The 24,076-nt window shown below is 67.3% G+C and carries 14 protein-coding genes; 9 read left to right on the top strand and 5 right to left on the bottom strand.

What is annotated here, in order from left to right:
- The first annotated feature begins 55 nt into the window (after window positions 1-55).
- From G6N67_RS00190 to G6N67_RS00165, 6 genes are all read left to right on the top strand, one after another.
- Complete coding sequence (locus tag G6N67_RS00190) at window positions 56-1,639, top strand: AMP-binding protein (protein WP_051579089.1); 1,584 nt, start codon at window positions 56-58, stop codon at window positions 1,637-1,639.
- A 28-nt stretch (window positions 1,640-1,667) separates the two neighbouring features.
- The gene (locus G6N67_RS00185) at window positions 1,668-2,858 is read left to right on the top strand and encodes an amidohydrolase family protein (RefSeq protein WP_036436287.1); all 1,191 of its coding nucleotides are present in this window, start codon (window positions 1,668-1,670) and stop codon (window positions 2,856-2,858) included.
- 2 nt (window positions 2,859-2,860) lie between these two features.
- Complete coding sequence (locus tag G6N67_RS00180) at window positions 2,861-4,372, top strand: FadD3 family acyl-CoA ligase (RefSeq protein WP_081812669.1); 1,512 nt, start codon at window positions 2,861-2,863, stop codon at window positions 4,370-4,372.
- A 142-nt stretch (window positions 4,373-4,514) separates the two neighbouring features.
- On the top strand, window positions 4,515-5,354 hold the full coding sequence (locus G6N67_RS00175; RefSeq protein ID WP_036436289.1) for an Rv1363c family protein: 840 nt from the start codon (window positions 4,515-4,517) through the stop codon (window positions 5,352-5,354).
- Window positions 5,351-5,929, top strand: a complete 579-nt coding sequence (locus G6N67_RS00170; protein WP_036436292.1) for an Rv1363c family protein — start codon at window positions 5,351-5,353, stop codon at window positions 5,927-5,929. The genes G6N67_RS00175 and G6N67_RS00170 overlap by 4 nt, the downstream gene beginning before the upstream one ends.
- Window positions 5,930-6,097: 168 nt before the next feature.
- A complete protein-coding gene (locus G6N67_RS00165) occupies window positions 6,098-7,318 on the top strand; it encodes a low temperature requirement protein A (RefSeq protein WP_110798556.1) in 1,221 nt (406 codons plus the stop codon).
- Here G6N67_RS00165 and G6N67_RS00160 read toward each other — a convergent pair.
- Window positions 7,303-8,571 carry an MFS transporter gene (locus tag G6N67_RS00160; RefSeq protein WP_036436296.1) on the bottom strand — a complete coding sequence of 423 codons (1,269 nt, stop codon included), beginning with the start codon at window positions 8,569-8,571 and terminating at the stop codon, window positions 7,303-7,305. The genes G6N67_RS00165 and G6N67_RS00160 overlap by 16 nt on opposite strands.
- Before the next feature lie 298 nt (window positions 8,572-8,869).
- Between G6N67_RS00160 and G6N67_RS00155 the strand changes: the two genes are divergently transcribed.
- Window positions 8,870-9,490: a MerR family transcriptional regulator gene (locus G6N67_RS00155; protein ID WP_036436299.1), complete on the top strand. Its 621-nt coding sequence runs from the start codon at window positions 8,870-8,872 to the stop codon at window positions 9,488-9,490.
- A gap of 6 nt (window positions 9,491-9,496) precedes the next feature.
- Here G6N67_RS00155 and G6N67_RS00150 read toward each other — a convergent pair whose 3' ends face one another.
- The 4 genes from G6N67_RS00150 to G6N67_RS00135 are packed head-to-tail and all read right to left on the bottom strand — an operon-like array spanning window position 9,497 to window position 13,436.
- The gene (locus G6N67_RS00150; RefSeq protein WP_036436301.1) at window positions 9,497-10,297 is read right to left on the bottom strand and encodes an ABC transporter permease; all 801 of its coding nucleotides are present in this window, start codon (window positions 10,295-10,297) and stop codon (window positions 9,497-9,499) included.
- Window positions 10,298-11,137, bottom strand: coding sequence for an ABC transporter permease (locus tag G6N67_RS00145; RefSeq protein WP_036436305.1), 840 nt, complete (start codon window positions 11,135-11,137; stop codon window positions 10,298-10,300).
- A complete protein-coding gene (locus tag G6N67_RS00140; RefSeq protein WP_036436308.1) occupies window positions 11,116-12,306 on the bottom strand; it encodes an ABC transporter substrate-binding protein in 1,191 nt (396 codons plus the stop codon). The genes G6N67_RS00145 and G6N67_RS00140 overlap by 22 nt, the downstream gene beginning before the upstream one ends.
- 41 nt (window positions 12,307-12,347) lie before the next feature.
- Window positions 12,348-13,436 carry an ABC transporter ATP-binding protein gene (locus tag G6N67_RS00135; RefSeq protein ID WP_036436310.1) on the bottom strand — a complete coding sequence of 363 codons (1,089 nt, stop codon included), beginning with the start codon at window positions 13,434-13,436 and terminating at the stop codon, window positions 12,348-12,350.
- Window positions 13,437-13,595: 159 nt separating this feature from the next.
- On the opposite strand from G6N67_RS00135, the gene G6N67_RS00130 reads away from it, so the two are divergent.
- Together G6N67_RS00130 and G6N67_RS00125 are read left to right on the top strand one after the other, a co-directional pair.
- Window positions 13,596-14,309, top strand: coding sequence for a DUF1906 domain-containing protein (locus G6N67_RS00130; protein ID WP_179976791.1), 714 nt, complete (start codon window positions 13,596-13,598; stop codon window positions 14,307-14,309).
- Between the two features lie 531 nt (window positions 14,310-14,840).
- A complete protein-coding gene (locus tag G6N67_RS00125) occupies window positions 14,841-24,071 on the top strand; it encodes a type I polyketide synthase (protein WP_036436311.1) in 9,231 nt (3,076 codons plus the stop codon).
- Window positions 24,072-24,076 lie beyond the last annotated feature (5 nt).

Here is a 24,076-nt window from a genome sequence, read left to right as displayed (position 1 = left end):
ACATTCTCCGATTCTGGGATTGGCATTCTCGGTACGTGAGAATAACATCACCGACGTGCGCAACATCCCCGTTGAGCTGACCAAACGGTACGTCGAAGAAGGATGGTGGCGACCGGAAACCATCGGCCAGATGCTGGCCGACGGCCTGGCGGCTGCGCCCGACACCGGGTTCTGGGTGCACTCGGAGGTGCGGCCGTTCGCCGGCACCTTCGCCGACGTCGAACTCGTCGCGCGGCGGCTGGCAGCAGGGCTGCGGCAGCGCGGCGTGGGCCCGGGTGACGTCGTGGCACTGCAGTTGCCGAACTGGATGGAAGCGGCCGCCGCGTTCTGGGCGTCAGCATTTCTCGGCGCGGTCACTGTGCCGATCGTGCATTTCTACGGCCGCAAGGAGCTCGCCCACATCCTGGCCACTGCCCAACCCAAGGTTTTTCTCACCACGGCGGGGTTCGGCCGGATGTCGTTCCAGGCCGACCTGTGCGCGGACGTGCCGATAGTCGGTCTGGTGGGGGAGCCGAGCTTCGACGAGCTCCTGGCCGCGCAACCGATGGCAGGCGCCGTCGCCGCCGACCCGGCCGCTCCGGCCCTGATCGCCTTCACGTCGGGCACCACCCGGGCACCCAAAGGTGTCATCCACAGTCACCAGACGCTGGGCTTCGAAACCCGGCAGCTGTTGGAGAACTATCCGCCGGAGCGCGGTCGTCAACTCACCGCGACGCCCGTCGGGCATTTCATCGGCATGCTCGGCGCGTTCCTCATCCCGGTGCTCGAGGGGGCGCCGATCGACCTGTGCGATGTGTGGGATCCCGGCAGGGTGCTCGAACTCATCGAGCGCGACGGGCTGTCGATCGGCGGTGGCCCACCGTATTTCGTCACGAGCCTCATGGATCATCCGCGGTTCGACGACAACCATCTGGCCCGGTTCACCACCGTGGGCCTTGGTGGTTCGACGGTGCCTGCGGCCGTCACCCGCAGGCTTGCCGACCTGGGCATCTTCGTGTTCCGTGCCTACGGCAGCACCGAACATCCGTCGATCACCGGGTCCGGGGCGTCCGCGCCCGAGGAGAAGCGGCTGTTCACCGACGGCAACGTACGGCCCGGCGTGGAGATCCGCCTCGGACCCGACGGCGAGATCTACAGCCGTGGGCCCGATCTGTGTCTGGGCTACACCGACGAGGCTCTGACCGCGGCGTGTTTCGACGACGAAGGTTGGTATCGCACAGGCGATATCGGGGTGCTCGACGACGATGGCTATCTCACGATCACCGACCGCACCGCAGACCTGATCATCCGCGGCGGCGAGAACATCAGCGCCCTTGAGGTCGAAGAGGTGCTGCTGGCCATGCCCGAGATCGCCGAGGCTGCCGTGGTTGCGGCGCCGGACGCCCGGTTGGGCGAACGTGTCGCGGCGGTGCTGCGGATCCGGGCGGGCCACCCGATGCCGACGCTCGAGCACGTGCGGCAGCACTTCGAACGGGCCGGGGTGGCCCGGCAGAAGTGGCCCGAAGAGCTGCATGCGGTTCCGGATGGCGAGGACTACCCACGAACCGCGAGCGGCAAGGTGCAGAAGTTCGCGATCCGCAGGGCGATCGCGGACGGGGCCACCGATGAGCATTGCGGCATCCGCAAACTGAGAATATGATTCTCGTGAACTGAAAAGGAGCATTTCAATGGGGCAACTGTCGCACCGGGTCGACATTCCGTTTCCGCTGTTCGACGCGGACAACCACCTGTACGAGCCGCCGGAGGCGATGACCAAGTACCTCCCCAAGGAGTACAAGGACATCGTCCAGTACGTCGAGGTCAACGGCCGGACCAAGATCGCGATCGACGGCCACATCAGCAACTACATCCCCAACCCGACCTTCTCGCATGTCGCCAAGCCGGGCGCGTGGGAGGAGTACTTCAAGTTCGGCAACCCGGACGGCAAGAGCAAGCGCGAGTTGTTCGGTGAGCCCATGCGGTCCATCCCGGCGTTCTTCGAGCCTGCGCCGCGCCTGGAGCTGATGAACGAACTCGGCGTCGACCGCTCCCTGATGTTCCCGACGCTGGCCAGCCTCATCGAGGAGCGGCTGCGCGACAATCCGGTCGCCATCCACGTCATCATCCACTCGCTCAACCAGTGGCTCGACGAAGTCTGGGGCTTCAACTACCAGAACCGCATCTTCGTCACCCCGGTCATCACCCTGCCGATCGTCGAGAAGGCCATCGAAGAGCTGGAGTGGGCCGTCAAGCGCGGCGCCCGCGCCATCCTGATCCGCCCCGCGCCGGTGCCGGGCTTCCGGGGCCCGCGGTCGTTCGCGCTGCCCGAGTTCGATCCCTTCTGGGAGCGCTGCGTCGAGTACGACGTGTTCATCGGCATGCACTCCTCGGACAGTGGCTACTCGCGGTACACCTCGGAATGGGACGGCACGGTGCAGGAGATGCTGCCGTTCCAGACCAACGCCATGTCGATCCTCAACGAGTGGCGGCCGATTCAGGATGCGGTGGCGTCATGGGTGATCCACGGCGCGCTGTTCCGGCACCCGAAGCTCAAGGTCGGCATCGTCGAGGCCGGGTCGAAATGGATGTTCCCGCTGCTGGACTCGATGGCCGAGGTCTACAAGAAGGCGCCGGAGGCATTCCTGGGCAACCCGATCGAGGAGATCAAGAACCGCATCTACGTCAGCCCGTTCTATGAAGAGGGCATCGACGACCTGATCAACCTGATCGGAGTCGACCAGGTGCTGTACGGCTCCGACTGGCCGCACCCGGAGGGCCTGGCCGAGCCGACGCACTACGTGACCGCGCTCGAGCATCTCTCGGTGGAGGATCAGGCAAAGATCATGGGCGGCAACCTCGGTCGGCTCGTGACCACCTGAGGGTGGCGTCCTGGCGGACCATCCCCGAGATGGTCTTGAGCGCAGCGGACCGGTTCGGCGACGCGGAAGCGGTCGTCGACTACGGCGACAATCCGGCCGAGGCCGGCGGTCCGTTGCGCTTGTCCTTCACCGAAGTGGGCGACCGGATCCGGCGCGCGGCGGGAGCGTTCGCAGAGCTCGGCATCGGCAAGGGGGATCGGGTCGCGGTCTGGGCGCCCAACTCCGCCGCGTGGATCGTCGCGGCGTTCGGCATCATGACCGCCGGCGGGGTGCTGGTCCCCGTCAACACGCGATTCAAGGCCGACGAGGCCGCCGATGTGGTGTCACGCAGCGGCGCCAAGGCGGTCATGGTCCAAAAGGGTTTCCTGGGACAGGATTTCGCGTTACCCCGGGTGCCGGTCATCGATCTGCGATCGGACTTCCTGAGCAGCGGCACGCCGTTCGAGTGTGCGGTAGACGGCGACGACGTGTCCGACGTCATCTACACCTCGGGCACCACGGGCCGTCCCAAGGGCGCGATGATGTGTCACTCCCAGACGTTGCGAATGTACGACGAATGGGCGACGCTCGCGGACCTGCGTCGCGGCGACCGCTACCTCATGATCAACCCGTACTTTCACACCTTCGGTTTGAAGGCAGGCCTGGTGGCGTCGTTCTTGCGCGGCGCGACGATGCTGCCGGTCGCGGTCTTCGACATCGACAGGATCGTGGATCTCGTTGACCGCGAGCGCATTACGATGCTGCCAGGGCCGCCGACGCTGTACCACTCGCTGCTCGCCGTGCGCGACAAGGCCAGGCTCGCGACGTTGCGGGCCGGGGTCACCGGTGCGGCCGACATCCCGGTGGAGTTGGTGCGCCGGATCCACGACGAGCTTCCGTTCCGGACCCTGATGACGGGATACGGCCTCACCGAAGCGGGCAACGTGACGCTGTCGCGGCCCGGCGACTCGTTCGACGATGTGGCCACGACGGCGGGGCTGCCGTGCACGGACGTCGAGGTACGCGTCACCGACGACGGCGAGGTGGTGGTCCGTGGCTACAGCGTGATGCGGGGCTACCTCGACGACCCGGTGGCGACCGCCGAGGCCATCGATGCCGACGGCTGGCTGCACACCGGTGATCTCGGAGAGTTCACCGCGTCGGGGCGGCTCAAGATCGTGGGGCGCAAGAAGGACATGTTCATCGTCGGCGGGTTCAACGCCTACCCTGCCGAGATCGAAGGGTTCCTCCTCGAACATCCCGCCGTCGCGCAGGTGGCCGTAATCGGCGTGCCGGACGAACGTCTGGGGCAGGTGGGCAAGGCGTACGTCGTGAAGCACCCGGCCTTCGCCGGCGTATCGTCTGCCGCGAGCGATGGAATTACTGCGGACGATGTGATTGCCTGGAGCCGTGAGCGAATGGCCGGCTACAAGGTTCCGCGGTACGTCGAGTTCCTGGACGACTTGCCGCTCAACGCCACGGGAAAGGTGTTGAAGGACCGGCTGGTGACGCGGGCGTCCTCCAATCCACGCTGAGCATCCGCACAGCATGTAAACACCATTTCCGCAGTTGATACCGCATTTTGTCGCGTTCCTGAGTGATGTATGGTCGGCACACTAGCAAAAAATGATAACGTGATTCTCATTTGGCAGGCTGCTGAACGGACAGGAGGTCGACATGCCGTCCCGCAAGCCTTCGTCGTCGGTTCTCGATTCGGGAGATGACGGCGGCGACGACATGTCGTCCAGCGATGCGCTGGCTCTTGCCGAGCAGGCCGAGGCCGAGGCCCTGGAGGCCGAGGCGGTCGCCGCGGCAGCGCGGGCACGGGCGCGGGCCCTCCGCCTTCGCCGGCAGGCAGAGGAGAAGGCCAGGGCCGGGACCGTCGCCGCAGACGCCCCTCCCGAGGCTGTGGACGACACCGACCATGGCGCGGACGCCGCCGCCGACGACGCCGCGCAGGTCGTGCCGGACGAGCCCGCCGGCGACGAGGCCACCGTTGCCGAACCGCGTCGTCGGCTGAACCTGCCGAGTGGCAACTGGTGGAAAGTCGTCGCTGCCGGCGTCGCCGTCATGCTCACCGTGGCGTTGCTCGCGGCCGCCGGGTACATGATCTGGCATCACCGCGACGCGCAAGCGGAGCAGCGTCGGGCCGCCGAGTTCGCTGCGGCAGCCCGCCAGGGTGTGGTCACGCTGATGTCGCTCGACTTCAACCACGCCAAGGAAGACGTCCAACGCATAATCGACAGCTCGACCGGTCAGTTCAAGACCGATTTCGAAGCGACCGCCGAAGACTTCGCCAAGGTCGCCGAGAGCTCGAAGGTGAGTACCGACGTCACCGTGAACGCCGCCGCGGTCAGTTCGATGTCCGACGACTCGGCGGTGGTCCTGGTCGCGGCGACGTCGCACGTCACCAATGCCGCAGGGGCCAAACAGGATCCGCGGAACTGGCGGCTCAGCGTGACAGTCGCCAGAGACGGCGACCAGATCAAACTGTCGAAAGTCGAGTTCGTGCCATGACCGTGGATGAAGATGTTGCCGGAGCCGGCGACGGCGTCGACCGCACGCCCGACGGCGAGCGCGGGCGGCGGGCCGGGCTCGGTGGCGCGATCAGGACCAGGATTCTGCCCATTCTGCTCGGCACCGCGCTGACCGCGTCCGCGGCGCTGGCCGCGGTTCTCTACTTCACGCAATTCCGGGTGGACAAGCAGACGGACGACGCCGCGGCGCAGGCCGCCGTCCAAGCGGCGACCGACGGTACCGTCGCGTTGCTGTCCTATGCCCCCGACACCCTCGACCGCGACTTCTCCAACGCCAAGGCGCACCTGACCGGTGACTTCCTGTCCTATTACACCGACTTCACCACCAAGGTGGTCACCCCGGCCGCGCAGCAGAAGAAGGTCAAGACGACGGCCAAAGTGGTCCAGGGCGCGGTCGCCGAACTGCGGCCCGATTCCGCAGTGGTGCTGCTGTTCATCAACCAGAACACCACCAGCCAGGAAATGCCCGACGGATCCTTCGCCGTCAGCAGCGTCAAGGTCGGGATGACCAAAGACGATGGACACTGGCTGATTTCATCGTTCGACCCCGTCTGAGTCACCGCAGGATCCGGTTCCGTACGCGCGACCCGCGTGCCCGCGGTGTGAGTTTGCCACCGATGAGGTGAAATAGACCGGTCGATCGGCGGGCACGGCATCGAAGGGGCGGATCAGGTGAACGAGGGCAAACCGGACTCTCCAGTACAGACTCACCGGTTGCGCCGCATGGCCGGGCGCGATCCACATGAACAGCACCGGGTGGCGAGCCCACTGGAGCTGCTGTTCGACCTGACGTTCGTGATCGCGTTCGGTGTCGCGGCATCGCAACTTGCGCACCTCATGGCCGAGGATCATGTCGGCGCAGGACTGGTCGGCTTCGGCTTCGCGGCGTTCGCGATCTGGTGGGCGTGGATGAACTTCACCTGGTTCGCGTCGGCATTCGACACCGACGACTGGGTGTTCCGCGCCATGACCATGCTGCAGATGGTCGGTGTGATCATTCTGGCGCTGGGCCTGCCGCAGATGTTCGCATCAGTCGAGCACGGTGGCCATGTCGACAACACGGTGCTCGTCGCCGGCTACGTCGTCATGCGAATCGCGTTGGTGGGCCAGTGGTTACGTGCCGCGCGTCAGGATCCCGAACATCGAACCGCGTGTCTGACGTACGCGGCAGCGGTGACCGTGGCCCAGATCGGCTGGATCGTCCAGATTTTCGCGCACACCTCGGTCGTGGTCTTCTTCGTCACCGCGGTGGTGTTGGTGATCGTCGAGATGAGCGGCCCGTACCTGGCGGAACGCCGCATGGGCGGCACGCCGTGGCATGCCCACCACATCGCCGAACGCTACGGGCTGCTCGCGATCATCGCGCTCGGTGAGGGCGTGGTCGGCACCGTGGCATCGCTGACCGCGGCGGTCGGCGAGCACGGCTGGACGACGGACGCGATCCTGTTGGTGGTCGCAGGCACCGGACTGACCTTCGGCATGTGGTGGGTGTACTTCCTGGTCCCCGCGGCCGATCTGTTGCACGCTCATCGCAGGCTGTCGTTCAGGTACGGGTATCTGCACATGCTGGTGTTCGCCTCGATCGTGGCGACCGGAGCCGGACTGCACGTGGCCGCGTACTACATCGAGGAGGAATCCCACCTGGGCTCGGTCGCCACCGTGCTCGCGGTCGCGATCCCGGTCGCCACGTATCTCGTGTCGATGTTCGTCATCTACTCGCTGCTGGTCGGCGACGTCGACGTCTTTCACACCGTGCTGGTGGTGCTGGCCGCGGCGGTGTTGATCGGCGCCGTGGCGATGGCGGCGTCCGGAATCTCGATGCCGTTGTGTCTGTTGGTCGTGACCGCCGCACCCGTGGTCGTGGTGGTCGGATTCGAGGCGATAGGGCACCGGCACGCCGCCGCGATCGTCGCGAAGCGGTTGGCCGGTCACCGCGAGGGGTGAGCCTCGAAGCCTTCCAGCAGCATGCGTTCCTGCTCGGCCCGCATGAGTCTCCGGGCCTTGCTGCGGGTGATGAGAATGCCGGCGGTGGCCAGGATCCACACGGCGTACTGCACGGTCCAGGCGAGTCGGAAGGACTCGAACGAGTAGTCGCCGGCGTGCGACAGGATCACACCCATGGTCTGCATGACCAGTAGTGCCGCCACGAATCCGCCCATGTTCACCATGCCCTGGGCCGTGCCGAGCGTGGTGCTCGGGTTGAAGGTGCGGGCGAAGTCGAACCCGACCATCGAACCGGGGCCGCCGATCGAGATCACCACGATCAGGACGACCAGCAGCCACAGTGGCGCCCGGCTCGGCAGGGCCAGCACCACGGTCCAGATCAGGGCGTTGCTCGCGATGATCGCGAGAACCAGGTGCGACCGCCGGTGCGGATGGCGTCCGGTGAGGATGCCGATCACGATTCCGGCGGTGATGGCCGCCGCGACCGAGATCGTCAGCAGCGAGCCCGCCATCGTGGTGGACACGCCCTGCGCAACGGTGAGGTAGGGCACGCCCCACATCAGCGTGAATGCGGTCACCGAGAACTGGGTTCCCATGTGGGTGAAGAAGCCCAGCCGGGTGCCGGGCCGCAGCCATACGGTCTTGACGCTCGCCAGCGTGTCGCGGATCGAGGTGGTTTCGGTCTGCACGACCGGTCCGTTCGGGGTGTTACGGACCAGCGCGACCACGAGCGCCATCGCGACGACTCCGAACGCGGCCACTGACACGTAGGCCGAGGTCCACCCCGCGCCGGTCAGGATCGCCAGGAACGGCACCGCCGAGAGCACCTGCCCCAGTTGGCCGCAGATGCCGGTCAGCTGTGTCACCAGCGGCACGCGCTCCGGGGTGAACCAGTACGGAACGAGCCGCAGCACCGAGATGAAGGTCAGCGCGTCGCCCAACCCGACGATGGCGCGGGCCGCGATCGCGGCGGGCAGCGATTCGCTGAGCGCGAGGACGAGTTGGCCCGTCGCCATGAGGGCGGCCCCGGAGACGATCAGCCGCCGGGAACCGAAGCGGTCCAGCAGCAGGCCGGCGGGCACCTGTGCGCCCGCATAGACGATCACCTGGAGGACAACGAAACTCGACAGCACACTCGGATTGGCGGCAAACCTGTCGGCGGCCTGAAGCCCGGACACGCCCAAGGTGGTGCGGTCGAGGACGGCAACGATATAGGCGAGGAGTCCGGTGGCCCAGACGATCCAGGGACGCACGCGGAGCCTTTCGTCGAGTGGTTTTGTCTTAATGTCCTGCTACATGGTCGCGCACCCTGGGGGCGGTGGGCCAATTCATGCAGGGTGAATTCACTCACCGCAGGCTTCTATGAGTTGGCTGTGATTGCGTTAGCATGTTGTTTAACGAGCGGGTTAATCTACAAATGTGCAGATAATGACCGTAATATGGCGCGCGGCGAATGATTGATCACAGTGGTGAAAAATTCGCTCGCAAATCTGTGCCCGGGGTAGGGTGTTGCCATGAACCGCTGTTCAAGCCGACGCAGGGGGAGTCGGATTGGCTGAGTACCGACTGGATGATCTGGCTCGGATGTCTGGGGTCAGCGCCCGCAACATCCGCGCCTACCGCGAGCGTGGGCTGCTCGATCCGCCGCGCCGGGCAGGCCGCTCGGCGTACTACGGCGATGCCCACCTCGCGCAGTTGCAGACCATCAGCCAGCTACTCGGCAAAGGGTTCAGTTCGGCGCACATCGCCGAGTTCTTCGGGAGCTTGCGGGCCGGCCAGGATTTGGCCGACGTGCTCGGCATCCGGCGCCTGGCGCTCGGCCGTGCCGACCGTCGCCTCGACATCGACCCGGCCGACGACGATGCGCGCGCCCTCGTCGACCTCGGGCTGGCCGATGTGGTCGACGGTGCCGTCGTACTCACCGATCCTGCGCTGGCCCGGGTGGTGGCGAAAGCATCCGATCAGCGGCTGTGCGTGCGTGTCATCGCCCGGCTCGCGCAGTCGACCGACGCCGCCGTCGACCGCCTGGCCGACGTGACCGTCGCGGCGCTCACCGAATACCTCGCGACCCAGCCGGCGCGTGACTGCCGCGAACTCGCACAGACCGTGGTGTCGCGGCGGTTTGCCGGCAGCCTGCAGCGGGCTCTGCACGAACAGTCCGTCACGGGCTGACGGCCGTCATACCCGCGCGGTCGCGGGGTCGCCGCCGAACCGTCCGGCGAGCCACACCGGAATGATCGCGAGCACCGTGAGCGCGGCCGCCACGACATTGATCACCGGTGCCTGGTTGGGCCGAAACAGATTGGCGAACACCCAGATCGGCAAGGTCTGCACGGTCGGACCCGCGGTGAAGGTGGTGACGACGATCTCGTCGAACGACAGCGCGAACGCCAGAATGGCTCCGGCGAGCAGCGCGCCCCGCATCATCGGGAACGTGACGAATCGGAAGGTCTGCCACGGTGACGCACCCAGGTCGGCCGACGCGTCCTGCAGGCTCGTCCCCATCTGCCGAAGTCTCGCCTGGATGTTGTTGAACACGATCACGATGCAGAACGTGGCGTGACCGATCACCACGGTGGCCAGGCCCAGGGTCATCGCGAGCACCGAGGTGAAGGTGGCGTTGAGCGCGATACCGGTGACTATGCCGGGCAACGTGATCGGGAGCACCACGAGAAAACTGACCGCGGAACGGCCGAAGAACCGGTAGCGCCCGACCGCGAACGCGATCATGGTGCCGAGCACCAATGCGATCGCGGTGGCGGCGAGGCCCACCACCACCGAATTGACCAGGGCCTGCCACATGCCGGCGCTGTGTGCGGCGTCGGCCCACCACGCCAGGGTGAATCCGGTGGGTGGGAAGGCGAACGTCCGGGATGCGTTGAACGCGTTGAGCAGCACCAGCAGCAGCGGGATGTAGAGAAACACCAGCACCACCGCGGTCCAGATCCGCAGTGCCCGGCGACCGTTGCGCGAGAACATCTACAGACTCTCCAGGGCTCCGGTGCGGCGCACGGCGAACAGGTACCCGATGATCGCTACCAGCGGGATGAGCGACAGCGCGGCGGCCAGTGGCTGATTGTTGGCCGTGACCAACTGGCCGTAGATGATGTTGCCCAGCATCTGTGTCTTGCCGCCGACGATCGTCACGGCGATGTAGTCGCCGAGCGACAGCGAGAAGGTGAAGATCGATCCCGCGGCGATGCCGGGAAACACCAAGGGCGCCAGGATCGTCCGCAGCGTGGTCAGATCCGATGCGCCGAGATCCGAGCTCGCGTCGACAAGCGTGTCGGGTATGCGCTCGAAGGCCGCGTACACCGGTATCACCATGTAGGGCAGCCACAGGTAGGTGAGTGTGACGACGGTGGCGAGCAGGCCGTAGCCCGGCGTGTAGCCGGTCGCCCAGGACAGCGGCCCCTCGGGTGACAGCAGCATCCGCCAGGCGTACGCCTTGACCAGATAGCTGGCCCACAGCGGAGTCGTCACCGCCACCACGAGCGCGAGCCGCAGGCGCGGCCCGGCGACCTTGGCCATGTAGAGCGCGATCGGGACGGCGAGCACCGCGCACACAGCCGTGACGGTCAGTGCGACACCGACCGTGCGCAGGGTCGCAGTGCGGAACAACTCCTCGGTCAGCACGCGCGCGAAATTGTCGGTGGTGACCGTCCTGACCACCGCTCCCGTGAACTCGTTGGTGCTCCACAGCGACGAGACCAGAAGGACGGCAATCGATCCCAGGTAGGCGACCCCGAGCCAGGCCAGCGGCGGCGTCAGCAGCAACGCCAACCGCACCCGCTCTGTCAGCCCTTGATCTGCTGCCACTTGTCGACCCACTCGCTGTAGGCCGTGCAGTCGTCGCCGCTGCCGTCGACGCACTTGGTCTGAGGAGTGGTCCAATAATGGATCTGTTCGGCGAAGTCGGCGTCGGTCGCCCGGTAGATGTCGCAGAAGTCTTTCTCTGTGGTGTGCTCACAGGCCTTCGTCTGGGCCGGCGCCTCGCCGAAGTACTCGGCCACCTTGGCGTTGATCTCGGGCGAGGTGATCCAGTTCATCCATTTGTACATGCAGTTCGGGTGCGCGGCCTTCGACGACACCATCCAGGTGTCCGACCATCCGGTGGACCCTTCCTTGGGCACCACGGTGTTCACCTGCACCTTGTTGTCGGCACCGATCGTGTTGGCGATCACCTGCCAGCTCGTGCCGATCACCGATGTGCCCGACTCGAACGCCTGCACCTCCTTGGTGTAATCGGACCAGTACTCGCCGATGTTCTCCCGTTGCTTCTTGAGCAGTTCCGTTGCGGCGTCGAGTTGTTCGGTGGTCAGTGAGTACGGATCGGTGATGCCGAGATCCGGTTGGGTCTTGGACAGGTACAGCGCCGCGTCGGCGATGTAGATCGGCGAGTCGTAGGCGGTGACCTTGCCCTTGTATTTGGCCGCGTCGTCGAACACCGCGGCCCACGAACTCGGAGCGTCGCGCACGACGTTGACGTTGTACATCAACAGGTTCGCGCCCCAACCGTGCGGAATGCCGTACATCTGGCCGTCGACGGAGTTCCACGGCTGGTCTTTGAGGAACGACGAGATGGTGTCGTAGTTGGGCACCAGCGACGTGTTCACCGGCGCGACGTCCCCGGCGTAGACGAGCCGCAGCGTCGCGTCGCCCGAGGCCGATACGCCGTCGTACTGGCCGCTGCGCATGAGCTGCACCATCTCATCGGAGGTGTTGCCGATCTTGACGTTGACCTGGCAGCCCGTCTGCTGTTCGAACGGGGTCACCCAGTCGACGTCCTTGCTGTTGGAACCGTCCTCGGCATAGCCCGCCCAGGCGATCAGGTTGAGCTGGCCCTCGCCGTCACCGACGGCACTGAGCGGTTCGAGCTTCGGGGGAGAAGAACCGGCACCGCCCTGTTCTTGCGCGCCACTACACCCTGCGAGCAGGGTTACGCAGGCCGCGATTGTGAAAGCGGTACGGAGAGCAGGGTTTTTCATCGTCGTGTCCTTCCCTCGGTGCGTCTGCGGTGGTTCGGTGGTCAGCCGTCGAGGCGGTGCACGGCGGATTCGGGCCAGGACATGGTGATCGGATCACCGTGGGCCAGGTCGGTGGAGAGCCCCGCGCTCGCGGTGAGGACGCTCGCGGTCAGCGGGATCCCGGTGGCGGTCTGTGCCGCGACGCGGGTGAGCGGCCCGGCGTAGATGATCTCGGTGACCGTGGCGGCGACTGCCCGATGGCCGGGCACAGCGGCCGCCTCATCGGCCGACACGGCGATCCGCTCGGGACGCACCGCGAGGACGCCGGACTGACCGAAGACGCGTTCGGCATCGACCCCGTCGAGCACGTTGGAGGTGCCGACGAAGTCCGCGACGAACCGATTGGCGGGGCGCTCGTAAACGTCGCGCGCGGCGCCTACCTGCTCGATGCGCCCGGCGTTGAACACCGCCATCCGGTCGCACAGGGTCAGGGCCTCGTCCTGGTCGTGGGTCACGATCACGAACGTGATGCCGACCTCGCGCTGGATCGCCTTGAGTTCGATCTGCATCTGTTCGCGCAGTTTGAGGTCGAGGGCGCCGAGCGGCTCGTCGAGCAACAACACCCGTGGCCGGCCGACGAGGGCACGTGCGAGAGCGACGCGTTGGCGCTGGCCACCGGACAGCTGTGCGGGGCGGCGCGCCGCCTGGTCGGTCAGGCGCACCATGTCGAGCGCGTCGGTCGTGCGCCTGCGTCGTTCGGCCTTGGGCACGCCGCGCACCCGCAGCCCGTACTCGACGTTCTGCGCAACCGTCATGTGCGGGAACAGCGCGTACTCCTGGAACACTGTGTTGACATCCCGATGCCTCGCGGGCGTCGTCGTCACGTCGTCCCCGCCGAGCCGAATCGTCCCGGCCGTGGGCATGTCGAATCCCGCGATCATGCGCAACACGGTGGTCTTTCCGGATCCGGACGGGCCGAGGATCGCGAACAGTTCGCCGTCGGCCACCGACAGATCCGCGTGATCGACGGCGACGACCGCGTGATGAGAGTCGCCGAACACCTTTCGGACACCCACCAGTTCGATCTGGGGTTGGGCGCCGGGGGAGACGGCGGGCATGTCGGGCGGCGTACTGACCATCCCCGAAGGCATGGTTCATCGTATGAATACCTCCGTGTGCCCGCAGAGTCATTGAGGATTTCGTGTCATCGGCCGTGTCGTGCCACCGATCCCGCGGCCGTGTGAGTAGTGATGTCTGTGTTGCCAGTGGCATAGCCGGGAATGATGAGGTAGTTGTCGTAATCTGAGGTCGTGTCGATGTCCCGGCGCGAAGTGCTCAAATACGCAGCCGCCGCGCCTGCGCTGTTGGGGTTCGGGGCGGCGGTGTCGGCGGCTCCCGCGTCGGCCGCACCGCTCGGCGTGCTGCTCGATTACGCCGCCGGTGTGATCAGGGCCAGTGACATCCGGACGTCCGGAGCTATCGGCGCCATCCGCTACGTATCGGACCGGCGACCCGGCGGGGCCTGGATGTTGGGCAAGCCGATCGAGCTTCCCGAGGCGCGTGACTTCTACCAGAACGGGCTCAAGCTCGTGTCCTGCTACCAGTACGGCAAGCAGGACACCGCCGACTGGCTCGGTGGCCAGAACGCGGGGATTCAGCACGCCAAGCGTGGTTGGCAACTGCACCTCGCCGCCGGTGGTTCCAACGGGGCGCCGATCTATGCCTCGATCGATGACGATCCGACGTTCGAGCAGTACAAACAGCAGGTCGCGCCGTATCTGCGGGGCTGGGAATCGGTGCTCGGGCACCAACGTGTCGGCGTGTACGCCAACTCCAAGACCATCGAATGGGCCGTCCAGGACGGGCTGGGCTCGTACTTCTGGCAGCACAACTGGGGCTCGCCGGGAAAGGTCGCACACCCGGCCGCACACCTACATCAGGTGGAGATCGACGAGCGCAGCGTTGGCGGTGTCGGGGTCGACATCAACCACATCCTCAAGCCGAGATTCGGTCAGTGGGACTGAAAACTTACCGACTAGTAAGCTTTTCCAGCAAACTTCCTGTCGAACTCGGTACGGTTCGCTGGACAAGTCGTGTCGGATTGTCGACTGCTAAGCGGGTCGCTCAGGGCTGTCGGCAGGCTGAAAAATTTAGATAACGATTCGATAACAATACTGCTTTGATCAGCGCTGTTGTAGCTACTCGACCGTAACCACCTGCCAGCAGGACGTTTGTCCCGAATAGCTTGGGCCGCCACTCGGCGGGGTGTTACGTTACCGCCGGTTACCCATGCGTAGAACTCGTCAGTAACCAATCTGGCCGAAAAAGTATCCCTCGCTCTTATGCCACTCTTAGTAGGGCAAGGAGTGCCATGCAGGTCGGCCCGGAGACCCCGGACCGCCGCCCGCGGCATTCCGACGGATTCGACGCTGAATCGCCGACGGCCCGACTCCCACGCGGAGCGCACCTGACGGGCCCGACGACACCGCAGACCAACACCGAGACGCGACAGTCATACGCGACAACGCCAGAGCAGCACCGAGGAGATAGCGCCAGTGACGATCAACGAACACGACCGAGTGTCCGCCGGTTGGAACAACGAACCTGCATCCGACGGGAAGGCTGCTGACGCTCACGCCCTCGTCGACCGGCTCAGCGCCGGTGAACCCTACGCCGTGGCCTTCGGTGGTCAGGGCAGCGCCTGGCTGGAGACTCTCGAAGAGCTCGTCTCCTCGGCGGGCATCGAAGCCGAGCTGGCCACGCTGGCCGGCGAAGCAGAGCTGCTGCTGGAACCCGTGGCCGCCGAACTCGTGGTGGTCCGCCCGATCGGCTTCGAGCCGCTGCAATGGGTCCGCGCGCTGGCCGCAGAAGAGCCCGTGCCGTCAGCCAAGCAACTGACCTCCGCCGCGGTGTCGGTACCCGGCGTGCTCCTCACCCAGATCGCCGCCATCCGCGCGCTCGCGCGGCAGGGCATGGATCTCGTGGCCACCCCGCCGGTGTCGGTCGTCGGGCACTCCCAGGGTGTGCTGGCCGTCGAGGCGCTGGCCGCCAAGGGCACCAAGGACGTCGAGCTGCTGGCACTGGCGCAGCTGATCGGAGCCGCGGGCACGCTGGTGGCCCGTCGGCGTGGCATCACCGTGCTGGGTGACCGCCCCCCGATGGTGTCGGTCACCAACGCCGAACCCGAGCGCATCTACGAACTGCTCGAAGAGTTCTCCCAGGACGTCCGGACCGTGCTGCCGCCCGTGCTGTCCATCCGCAACGGCCGCCGCTCGGTGGTCATCACCGGCACGCCCGAGCAGCTGTCGCGCTTCGAGCTGTACTGCCAGCAGATCGCTGAGAAGGAAGAGGCCGAGCGCAAGAGCAAAGTCCGCGGTGGCGCGGTGTTCGCGCCGGTCTTCGACCCGGTCCAGGTCGAGGTCGGCTTCCACACCCCGCGGCTGTCCGACGGTATCGAGATCGTCGGCCGGTGGGCCGAGGCCGTCGGCATCGACGGCAAGCTCGCCCGGGAGATGACCGCGGCCATCCTCGTCGACCAGGTCGACTGGGTCGACGAGATCACCGAGGTCCACGACGCGGGCGCCCGCTGGATCCTCGACCTCGGCCCCGGCGACATCCTCACCCGCCTCACCGCTCCCGTGATCCGGGGCCTCGGCATCGGCATCGTGCCCGCGGCCACGCGCGGCGGTCAGCGCAACCTGTTCACCATTGGAGCGGTGCCCGAGGTGGCCAAGCCGTGGTCCAGCTACGCCCCTCAGGTCGTTACGCTGCCCGACGGCTCGGTGAAGCTGTCGACCAAGTTCACCCGCCTCACCGGCCGGTCCCCGATCCTGCTCGCCGGCATGACCCCCACGACGGTCGACGCCAAGATCGTCGCGGCCGCCGCCAACGCAGGCCACTGGGCCGAGCTCGCCGGCGGCGGGCAGGTCACCGAAGCGATCTTCGACGACCGCATCGCCGAGCTGACCACACTGCTGGAGCCCGGCCGCGCCATCCAGTTCAACACCCTGTTCCTCGATCCGTACCTGTGGAAACTTCAGGTCGGCGGCAAGCGCCTCGTGCAGAAGGCGCGCCAGTCCGGCGCCCCGATCGACGGTGTCGTGGTCAGCGCGGGCATCCCGGATCTCGAGGAAGCCGTCGACCTCATCGACGAGCTCAACGAGATCGGCATCAGCCACGTGGTGTTCAAGCCGGGCACCGTCGAGCAGATCCGCTCGGTCATCCGCATCGCGGCCGAGGTGCCCACCAAGCCCGTGATCGTGCACATCGAGGGCGGCCGCGCCGGTGGCCACCACTCGTGGGAGGATCTCGACGACCTGCTGCTGACCACCTACTCGGAGCTGCGCGGCCGGTCCAACATCACCATCTGCGTCGGCGGTGGCATCGGCACGCCCGAGCGGGCCGCGGAGTACCTGTCCGGACGCTGGTCGGAAACCCACGGCTACCCGCTCATGCCGATCGACGGCATCCTGGTCGGCACCGCCGCCATGGCGACGCTGGAGGCGACCACCAGCCCGCAGGTCAAGCAGATGCTGGTGGAGACCCAGGGCACCGATCAGTGGGTGGGTGCCGGAAAAGCCCAGGGCGGCATGGCCTCCGGGCGCAGCCAGCTCGGCGCCGACATCCACGAGATCGACAACACCGCGTCGCGCTGCGGCCGGCTGCTCGACGAGGTCGCCGGTGACGCCGACGCGGTGGCCGCGCGCCGCGACGAGATCATCGCCGCGATGGCCAACACCGCCAAGCCGTACTTCGGTGACGTCGCCGAGATGACCTACCTGCAGTGGCTGCGCCGCTACGTCGAGCTGGCGATCGGCGACGGCAACAGCACCGCCGACACCAAGCGCGACCACTCGCCGTGGCTCGACATCACCTGGCGTGATCGCTTCGAGCACATGCTCAAGCGTGCCGAAGCCCGTTTGCACGCGCAGGATTTCGGTCCGATCGAGACGCTGTTCGACGACGAGCAACTGCTGGAGGATCCCAAGGCCGCGCTGGCCGCGCTGGTCGGGGCCTACCCGGATGCCGCGTCGGTGCAGTTGCACCCGGCCGATGTGCCGTTCTTCACGGAGCTGTGCAAGACGCTGGGCAAGCCGGTCAACTTCGTGCCGGTGATCGACAAGGACGTGCGCCGCTGGTGGCGCAGCGACTCGCTGTGGCAGGCCCACGACGCCCGCTACGACGCCGATCAGGTCTGCATCATCCCCGGCACCGCCGCCGTCGCGGGCATCACGCGCGTCGACGAGCCCGTCGGCGAGCTGCTGGACCGCTTCGAGCAGGCCGCGGTCGACGAGGTGCTCGCCACCAATGGTGAAGCCCGGCAGGTGATTTCGCGTCGCCAGGGCCGTACCGACGTGAGCGGCCCGCTGGCCGTGCTGCTCGACGCGCCCGACGTGCTGTGGGCGGGCCGCATCGCGATCAACCCGGTGCACCGCATCGCACCGCCTGCCGACTGGCAGGTGAACGAAAACCGTTCCGCGACGAACGCTTCCACGGGAGCTCGGCTCGAGGTCGCCGACGAGAACCGCGTGGTGCTCTCGGTGCCGCTGTCGGGCACCTGGATCGAGATTCCGTTCAGCCTCACCGACGCCGTCCGCAGCGGCGGCGCGCCGATCGTCTCGGTGCAGGACGCCTCGACCGCCATGCGCTCAGTGCTCGCCATCGCTGCGGGAGTGGACGGTCCGGACGCCCTGCCGCCCGTCGTCGACGGGACCGCTGAGGTCACCGTGGCGTGGGATCCAGAGCAGGTCGCCGACCACACCGGCGTGACCGCCACGTTCGGTGCCCCGCTGGCCCCGACGCTGACCGTGGTTCCCGACGCGCTCGTGGGCCGCTGCTGGCCCGCGGTGTTCGCCGCGATCGGGTCGGCAGCGACCGAGGACGGCTTCCCGGTCGTCGAAGGTCTGCTGAGCCTGGTGCACCTGGACCACGCGGCTCAGCTGCTGGCGCCGCTGCCCACCGAGCACGCCGAACTGTCCGTCACCGCAACGGCTTCCGCGGCGATCGACACCGAGGTCGGGCGTGTTGTCCCGGTCTCGGTGGTCGTGAAGTCCGCCGACGGCACCGAGCTGGCCAAGCTGGAGGAGCGGTTCGCGATCCGTGGCCGCACGGGCGCAGCCGAGCTGACCGACCCGCAGCGCGCGGGCGGGGCCATCTCGGACAACGCCACCGACACCCCGCGGCGTCGTCGTCGCGACATCGCGATCGGCGCGCCCGTCGACATGCGGCCGTTCGCCGTGGTGTCGGGTGACCACAACCCGATCCACACCGACCGCGCCGCCGCACTGCTCGCCGGTCTGCAGTCGCCGATCGTGCACGGCATGTGGCTGTCTGCCGCGGCGCAGCACGTCGTCACGGCGACCGACGGCAAGCCGGTTCCGCCGGCCAAGCTGATCGGCTGGACCGCCCGCTTCCTCGGCATGGTGCTGCCCGGTGACGACATCGACTTCCGTGTCGACCGGGTCGGAATCGACGTCGGCGCAGAGGTTCTCGAGGTCTCGGCCAAGGTCAACGGCGAACTCGTGATGTCGGCGACGGCCCGCCTGGCCGCACCGAAGACCGTGTACGCCTTCCCCGGCCAGGGCATCCAGCACAAGGGCATGGGCATGGAGGTCCGGGCCCGGTCGAAGGCCGCCCGCAAGGTGTGGGACTCGGCCGACAAGTTCACGCGCGAGACGCTGGGCTTCTCGGTGCTGCACGTCGTGCGGGATAACCCCACCAGCCTGATCGCGTCGGGTGTGCATTACCAGCACCCCGAAGGCGTGCTGTACCTGACGCAGTTCACGCAGGTCGCCATGGCCACCGTGGCCGCGGCCCAGGTCGCCGAGATGCGCGAGCAGGGTGCCTTCGTCGAAGGTGCGATCGCCTGCGGTCACTCTGTCGGTGAATACACCGCCCTGGCCTGCGTGTCGGGCGTGTACGAGCTGGAGGCGCTGCTGGAGGTCGTGTTCGCTCGTGGCGGCAAGATGCACGACATCGTGCCGCGCGACGAGCTCGGCCGGTCCAACTACCGGCTGGCCGCGATCCGGCCGAGCCAGATCGACCTCGACGACGCCGACGTCAAGAGCTTCGTCGCCGAGATCTCCGAGCGCACCGGTGAATTCTTAGAGATCGTGAACTTCAACCTGCGTGGTTCGCAGTACGCGATCGCAGGCACCGTCCGCGGTCTGGAGGCGCTGGAGGAGGAGATCGAGCGTCGTCGCGAGATCACCGGGGGCAAGCGGTCGTTCATCCTGGTTCCCGGTATCGACGTGCCGTTCCACTCGTCGGTGCTGCGGGTCGGTGTCGCCGACTTCCGGCGCAGCCTCGAGCGGGTCATGCCGCGGGACAAGGATCCCGAGCTGATCATCGGCAAGTACATCCCGAACCTGGTGCCCCGGCCGTTCACGCTGGACAAGGATTTCATCCAGGAGATCCGGGATCTGGTGCCGGCCGAGCCGCTCGACGAGATCCTCGCCGACTACGACACCTGGCGTAACGAGAAGCCGAAGGAGTTGTGCCGCAAGATCGTCATCGAGCTGCTGGCCTGGCAGTTCGCCAGCCCGGTGCGCTGGATCGAGACGCAGGATCTGCTCTTCATCGAAGAGGCCGCAGGCGGTCTCGGCGTCGAGCGCTTCGTCGAGATCGGCGTGAAGTCGGCGCCCACGGTGGCCGGCCTTGCGACCAACACGCTCAAGCTGCCCGAGTACTCGCACAGCACTGTCGAGGTGCTCAACTCCGAGCGCGACGCCGCCGTCCTGTTCGCGACGGACACCGATCCGGAACCCGAGCCCGAGGTGGACGAGGCTCCGGCGGCCCCCGCTGCCGACGCTGCGCCCGCAGCTGCGGCTCCGGCCCCCGCGGCGGCCCCCGCCGCGCCTTCGGGCGGACCGCGTCCGGACGACCTCACGTTCGACGCCGCCGACGCCACGGTGGGTCTCATCGCGCTGTCGGCCAAGATGCGCATCGACCAGATCGAAGGCCTGGACTCCATCGAGTCCATCACCGACGGTGCGTCGTCACGGCGTAACCAGCTGTTGGTCGACCTCGGCTCGGAGCTGAACCTCGGTGCCATCGACGGTGCCGCCGAAGCGGACCTGAACGCGCTCAAGGGACAGGTGAGCAAGCTCGCCCGGACCTACAAGCCGTTCGGCCCGGTGCTCTCCGACGCCATCAACGATCAGCTGCGCACGGTGCTCGGCCCGTCGGGCAAGCGGCCGGCGTACATCGCCGAGCGCGTCGCCAAGACGTGGGAGCTGGGTCCGGGCTGGGCCAAGCACGTGACCGTCGAGGTCGCGCTCGGCACTCGTGAGGGCAGCAGCGTTCGCGGTGGCGATCTGGGTGGCCTGCACGAAGGTGCGCTGGCCGATGCCGCCACGGTCGACAAGGTCATCGACGCGGCCGTGGCCGCGGTCGCGGCCCGCCGCGGCATCGCGGTGTCGCTGCCGTCGGCCGGCGGTGCCGGTGGCGGTGTGGTCGACTCGGCCGCGCTCGGCGAGTTCGCCGAGACGGTCACCGGTCGCGACGGTGTGCTGGCCAACGCGGCCCGTACGATCCTGGGGCAGCTCGGCCTGGACACCCCGGTCACCACTCCCGAGGCCGCGACCGACGCCGAACTGATCGACCTGGTGACGGCCGAACTCGGTTCGGACTGGCCGCGACTCGTTGCGCCGTCGTTCGACAGCCGCAAGGCTGTGCTGTTCGACGACCGGTGGGCCAGCGCCCGCGAAGATCTGGTCAAGCTGTGGCTGGCCGACGAAGGTGAGATCGACGCGGATTGGCCACGGCTGTCCGAGAGCTTCGAAGGTGCCGGCCATGTCGTTGCCACCCAGGCGAATTGGTGGCAGGGCAAGGCCCTGGCCGCGGGCCGCAACGTGCACGCGTCGTTGTTCGGCCGCATCGCGGCGGGCGCAGAGAACCCGGGCAAGGGCCGCTACAGCGATGAGATCGCCGTGGTGACCGGTGCTTCGAAGGGTTCGATCGCCTCGGCCGTGGTCGGGCAGCTGCTCGCCGGTGGTGCGAGCGTGATCGCCACCACCTCGCGCCTCGACGATGCCAGGCTCGCCTTCTACAAGCAGCTCTACCGCGACAACGCCCGCTACGGCGCCACCCTGTGGGTGGTTCCGGCCAACATGGCGTCCTACTCCGACATCGACAAGCTCGCGGAGTGGGTCGGTAGCGAGCAGACCGAAAGCCTTGGGCCGCAGTCGATTCACCTCAAGGATGCGCAGACCCCGACGCTGCTGTTCCCGTTCGCCGCGCCGCGCGTGGCCGGGGATCTGTCGGAGGCGGGCTCGCGCTCCGAGATGGAGATGAAGGTGCTGCTGTGGGCCGTGCAGCGGCTCATCGGCGGGCTGTCGACCATCGGTGCCGAGCGCGACATCGCCTCGCGCCTGCACGTCGTGCTGCCGGGCTCGCCCAACCGGGGCATGTTCGGCGGTGACGGCGCCTACGGCGAGTCCAAGTCGGCGCTCGACGCGTTGGTGAACCGGTGGAGCGCGGAGTCGTCGTGGGCCGAGCGGGTCACGTTGGCGCATGCGCTCATCGGGTGGACCAAGGGCACGGGCCTGATGGGCCACAACGACGCCATCGTCAGCGCGGTCGAAGAGGCCGGCGTGACCACCTACACCACCGACGAGATGGCGGCGATGCTGCTGGATCTGTGCACGGTGGAGTCCAAGGTGGCCGCGGCGAGCGCGCCCATCAAGGCTGATCTGACCGGCGGGCTCGGCGACATCAAGATCGACATGGCTGAGCTGGCCGCCAAGGCCCGCGAGGAGATGTCCTCTGCTGCCTCAGATTCAGACGACGACGGCGATGCTCATGGCACCATTGCGGCCCTGCCGTCCCCGCCGCGCGGGTACGACCCGGCCCCGGCGCCGGAATGGGACGACCTCGATGTCGACCCGGCCGACCTGGTGGTGATCGTGGGTGGTGCCGAACTCGGACCGTACGGTTCGTCGCGCACGCGCTTCGAGATGGAGGTCTCCGGCGAACTGTCGGCGGCCGGCGTCCTGGAGTTGGCGTGGACCACCGGTCTGGTCAAGTGGGAGGACGATCCCAAGGCCGGCTGGTACGACACGTCGACCGGTGAGCTGGTTCCCGAATCGGAGATCGTGGAGCGCTACCACGACGCCGTGGTGGAGCGTTGCGGCATCCGCGAATTCGTGGACGACGGTGCGATCGACCCCGATCACGCCTCGCCGCTGCTGGTCAGTGTGTTCCTGGACAAGGACTTCAGCTTCGTGGTCTCCAGCGAGGCCGACGCCCGGGCGTTCGTGTCGTTCGATCCCGAGCACACGGTGGCCCGGCCGGTGCCGGACTCCAGCGACTGGCAGGTGATCCGCAAGGCGGGCACCGAGATCCGTGTCCCGCGCAAGACCAAGCTGTCGCGGACCGTCGGCGCACAGATCCCCACCGGGTTCGACCCGACGGTGTGGGGCATCACCCCGGACATGGCCAATTCCATCGACCGGGTGGCGCTGTGGAACATCGTGGCGACCGTCGACGCGTTCCTGTCGTCGGGCTTCACCCCGACCGAGCTGATGCGCTGGGTGCACCCGAGCCTGGTGGCCTCCACGCAGGGTACCGGCATGGGCGGCATGACCTCGATGCAGACCATGTACCACGGCAACCTGCTGGGCCGCGCCAAGCCGAACGACATCCTGCAGGAGGTGCTGCCCAACGTCGTTGCGGCACACGTCATGCAGAGCTACGTCGGTGGCTACGGCGCGATGGTCCATCCGGTCGGTGCGTGCGCAACCGCGGCCGTCTCGGTCGAGGAGGGTGTGGACAAGATCCGCCTCGGCAAGGCCGACCTCGTGGTCGCGGGCGGCTTCGACGACCTGACCCTGGAAGCCATCATCGGCTTCGGTGACATGGCGGCCACCGCCGACACCGAGATGATGCGGGCCAAGGGCATCAGCGACTCGAAGTTCTCGCGCGCCAACGACCGTCGTCGCCTCGGCTTCCTGGAAGCCCAGGGCGGTGGCACGATCCTGCTGGCCCGCGGCGACCTCGCCGCGAAGATGGGCCTGCCGGTGCTGGCGGTCGTCGGCTACGCGCAGAGCTTCGCCGACGGCGTGCACACCTCGATCCCGGCTCCGGGCCTGGGTGCCCTCGGCGCCGGGCGTGGCGGCAAGGATTCGCAGCTGGCCCGTTCGCTGGCCAAGCTGGGGGTCGGTGCCGACGACATCGCGGTGATCTCCAAGCACGACACCTCGACCCTGGCCAACGATCCCAACGAGACCGAGCTGCACGAGCGGCTCGCCGACTCGATGGGACGCTCGGCGGGCAACCCGCTGTTCATCGTCAGCCAGAAGACGCTGACCGGGCACGCCAAGGGCGGCGCGGCGGTGTTCCAGATGATGGGTCTGTGCCAGATCCTGCGCGACGGCATCATTCCGCCGAACCGCAGCCTGGACTGCGTCGACGACGAGCTGGCCGGCTCCGGCCACTTCGTGTGGGTGCGCGAGGCCCTCGACCTGCGCGGCAAGTTCCCGCTCAAGGCCGGTCTGATCACCAGCCTCGGGTTCGGCCACGTGTCGGGTCTGGTCGCGCTGGTGCACCCGGAGGCCTTCATGGCGGCGCTGGATCCCGCTGAGCGGGAGAGCTACCGCAAGCGGGCCGAGCAGCGCACGCTGGCCGGTCAGCGGCGGTTGGCCTCGGCCATCGCAGGTGGACGCCCGATGTACGAGAAGCCTGCCGACCGCCGGTTCGACCACGACGTGCCGGAGAAGCGCCAGGAAGCGGCCATGTTGCTCGACGCAGATGCCCGACTCGGCGATGACGACCTTTACGTCCGCTAAGGTCG

The organism is Mycolicibacterium mageritense, assembly GCF_010727475.1.
Taxonomy (GTDB): domain Bacteria; phylum Actinomycetota; class Actinomycetes; order Mycobacteriales; family Mycobacteriaceae; genus Mycobacterium; species Mycobacterium mageritense.
Note: the sequence above shows the minus strand (reverse complement) of the source record. Positions and strands in the feature narration are given on the sequence as shown.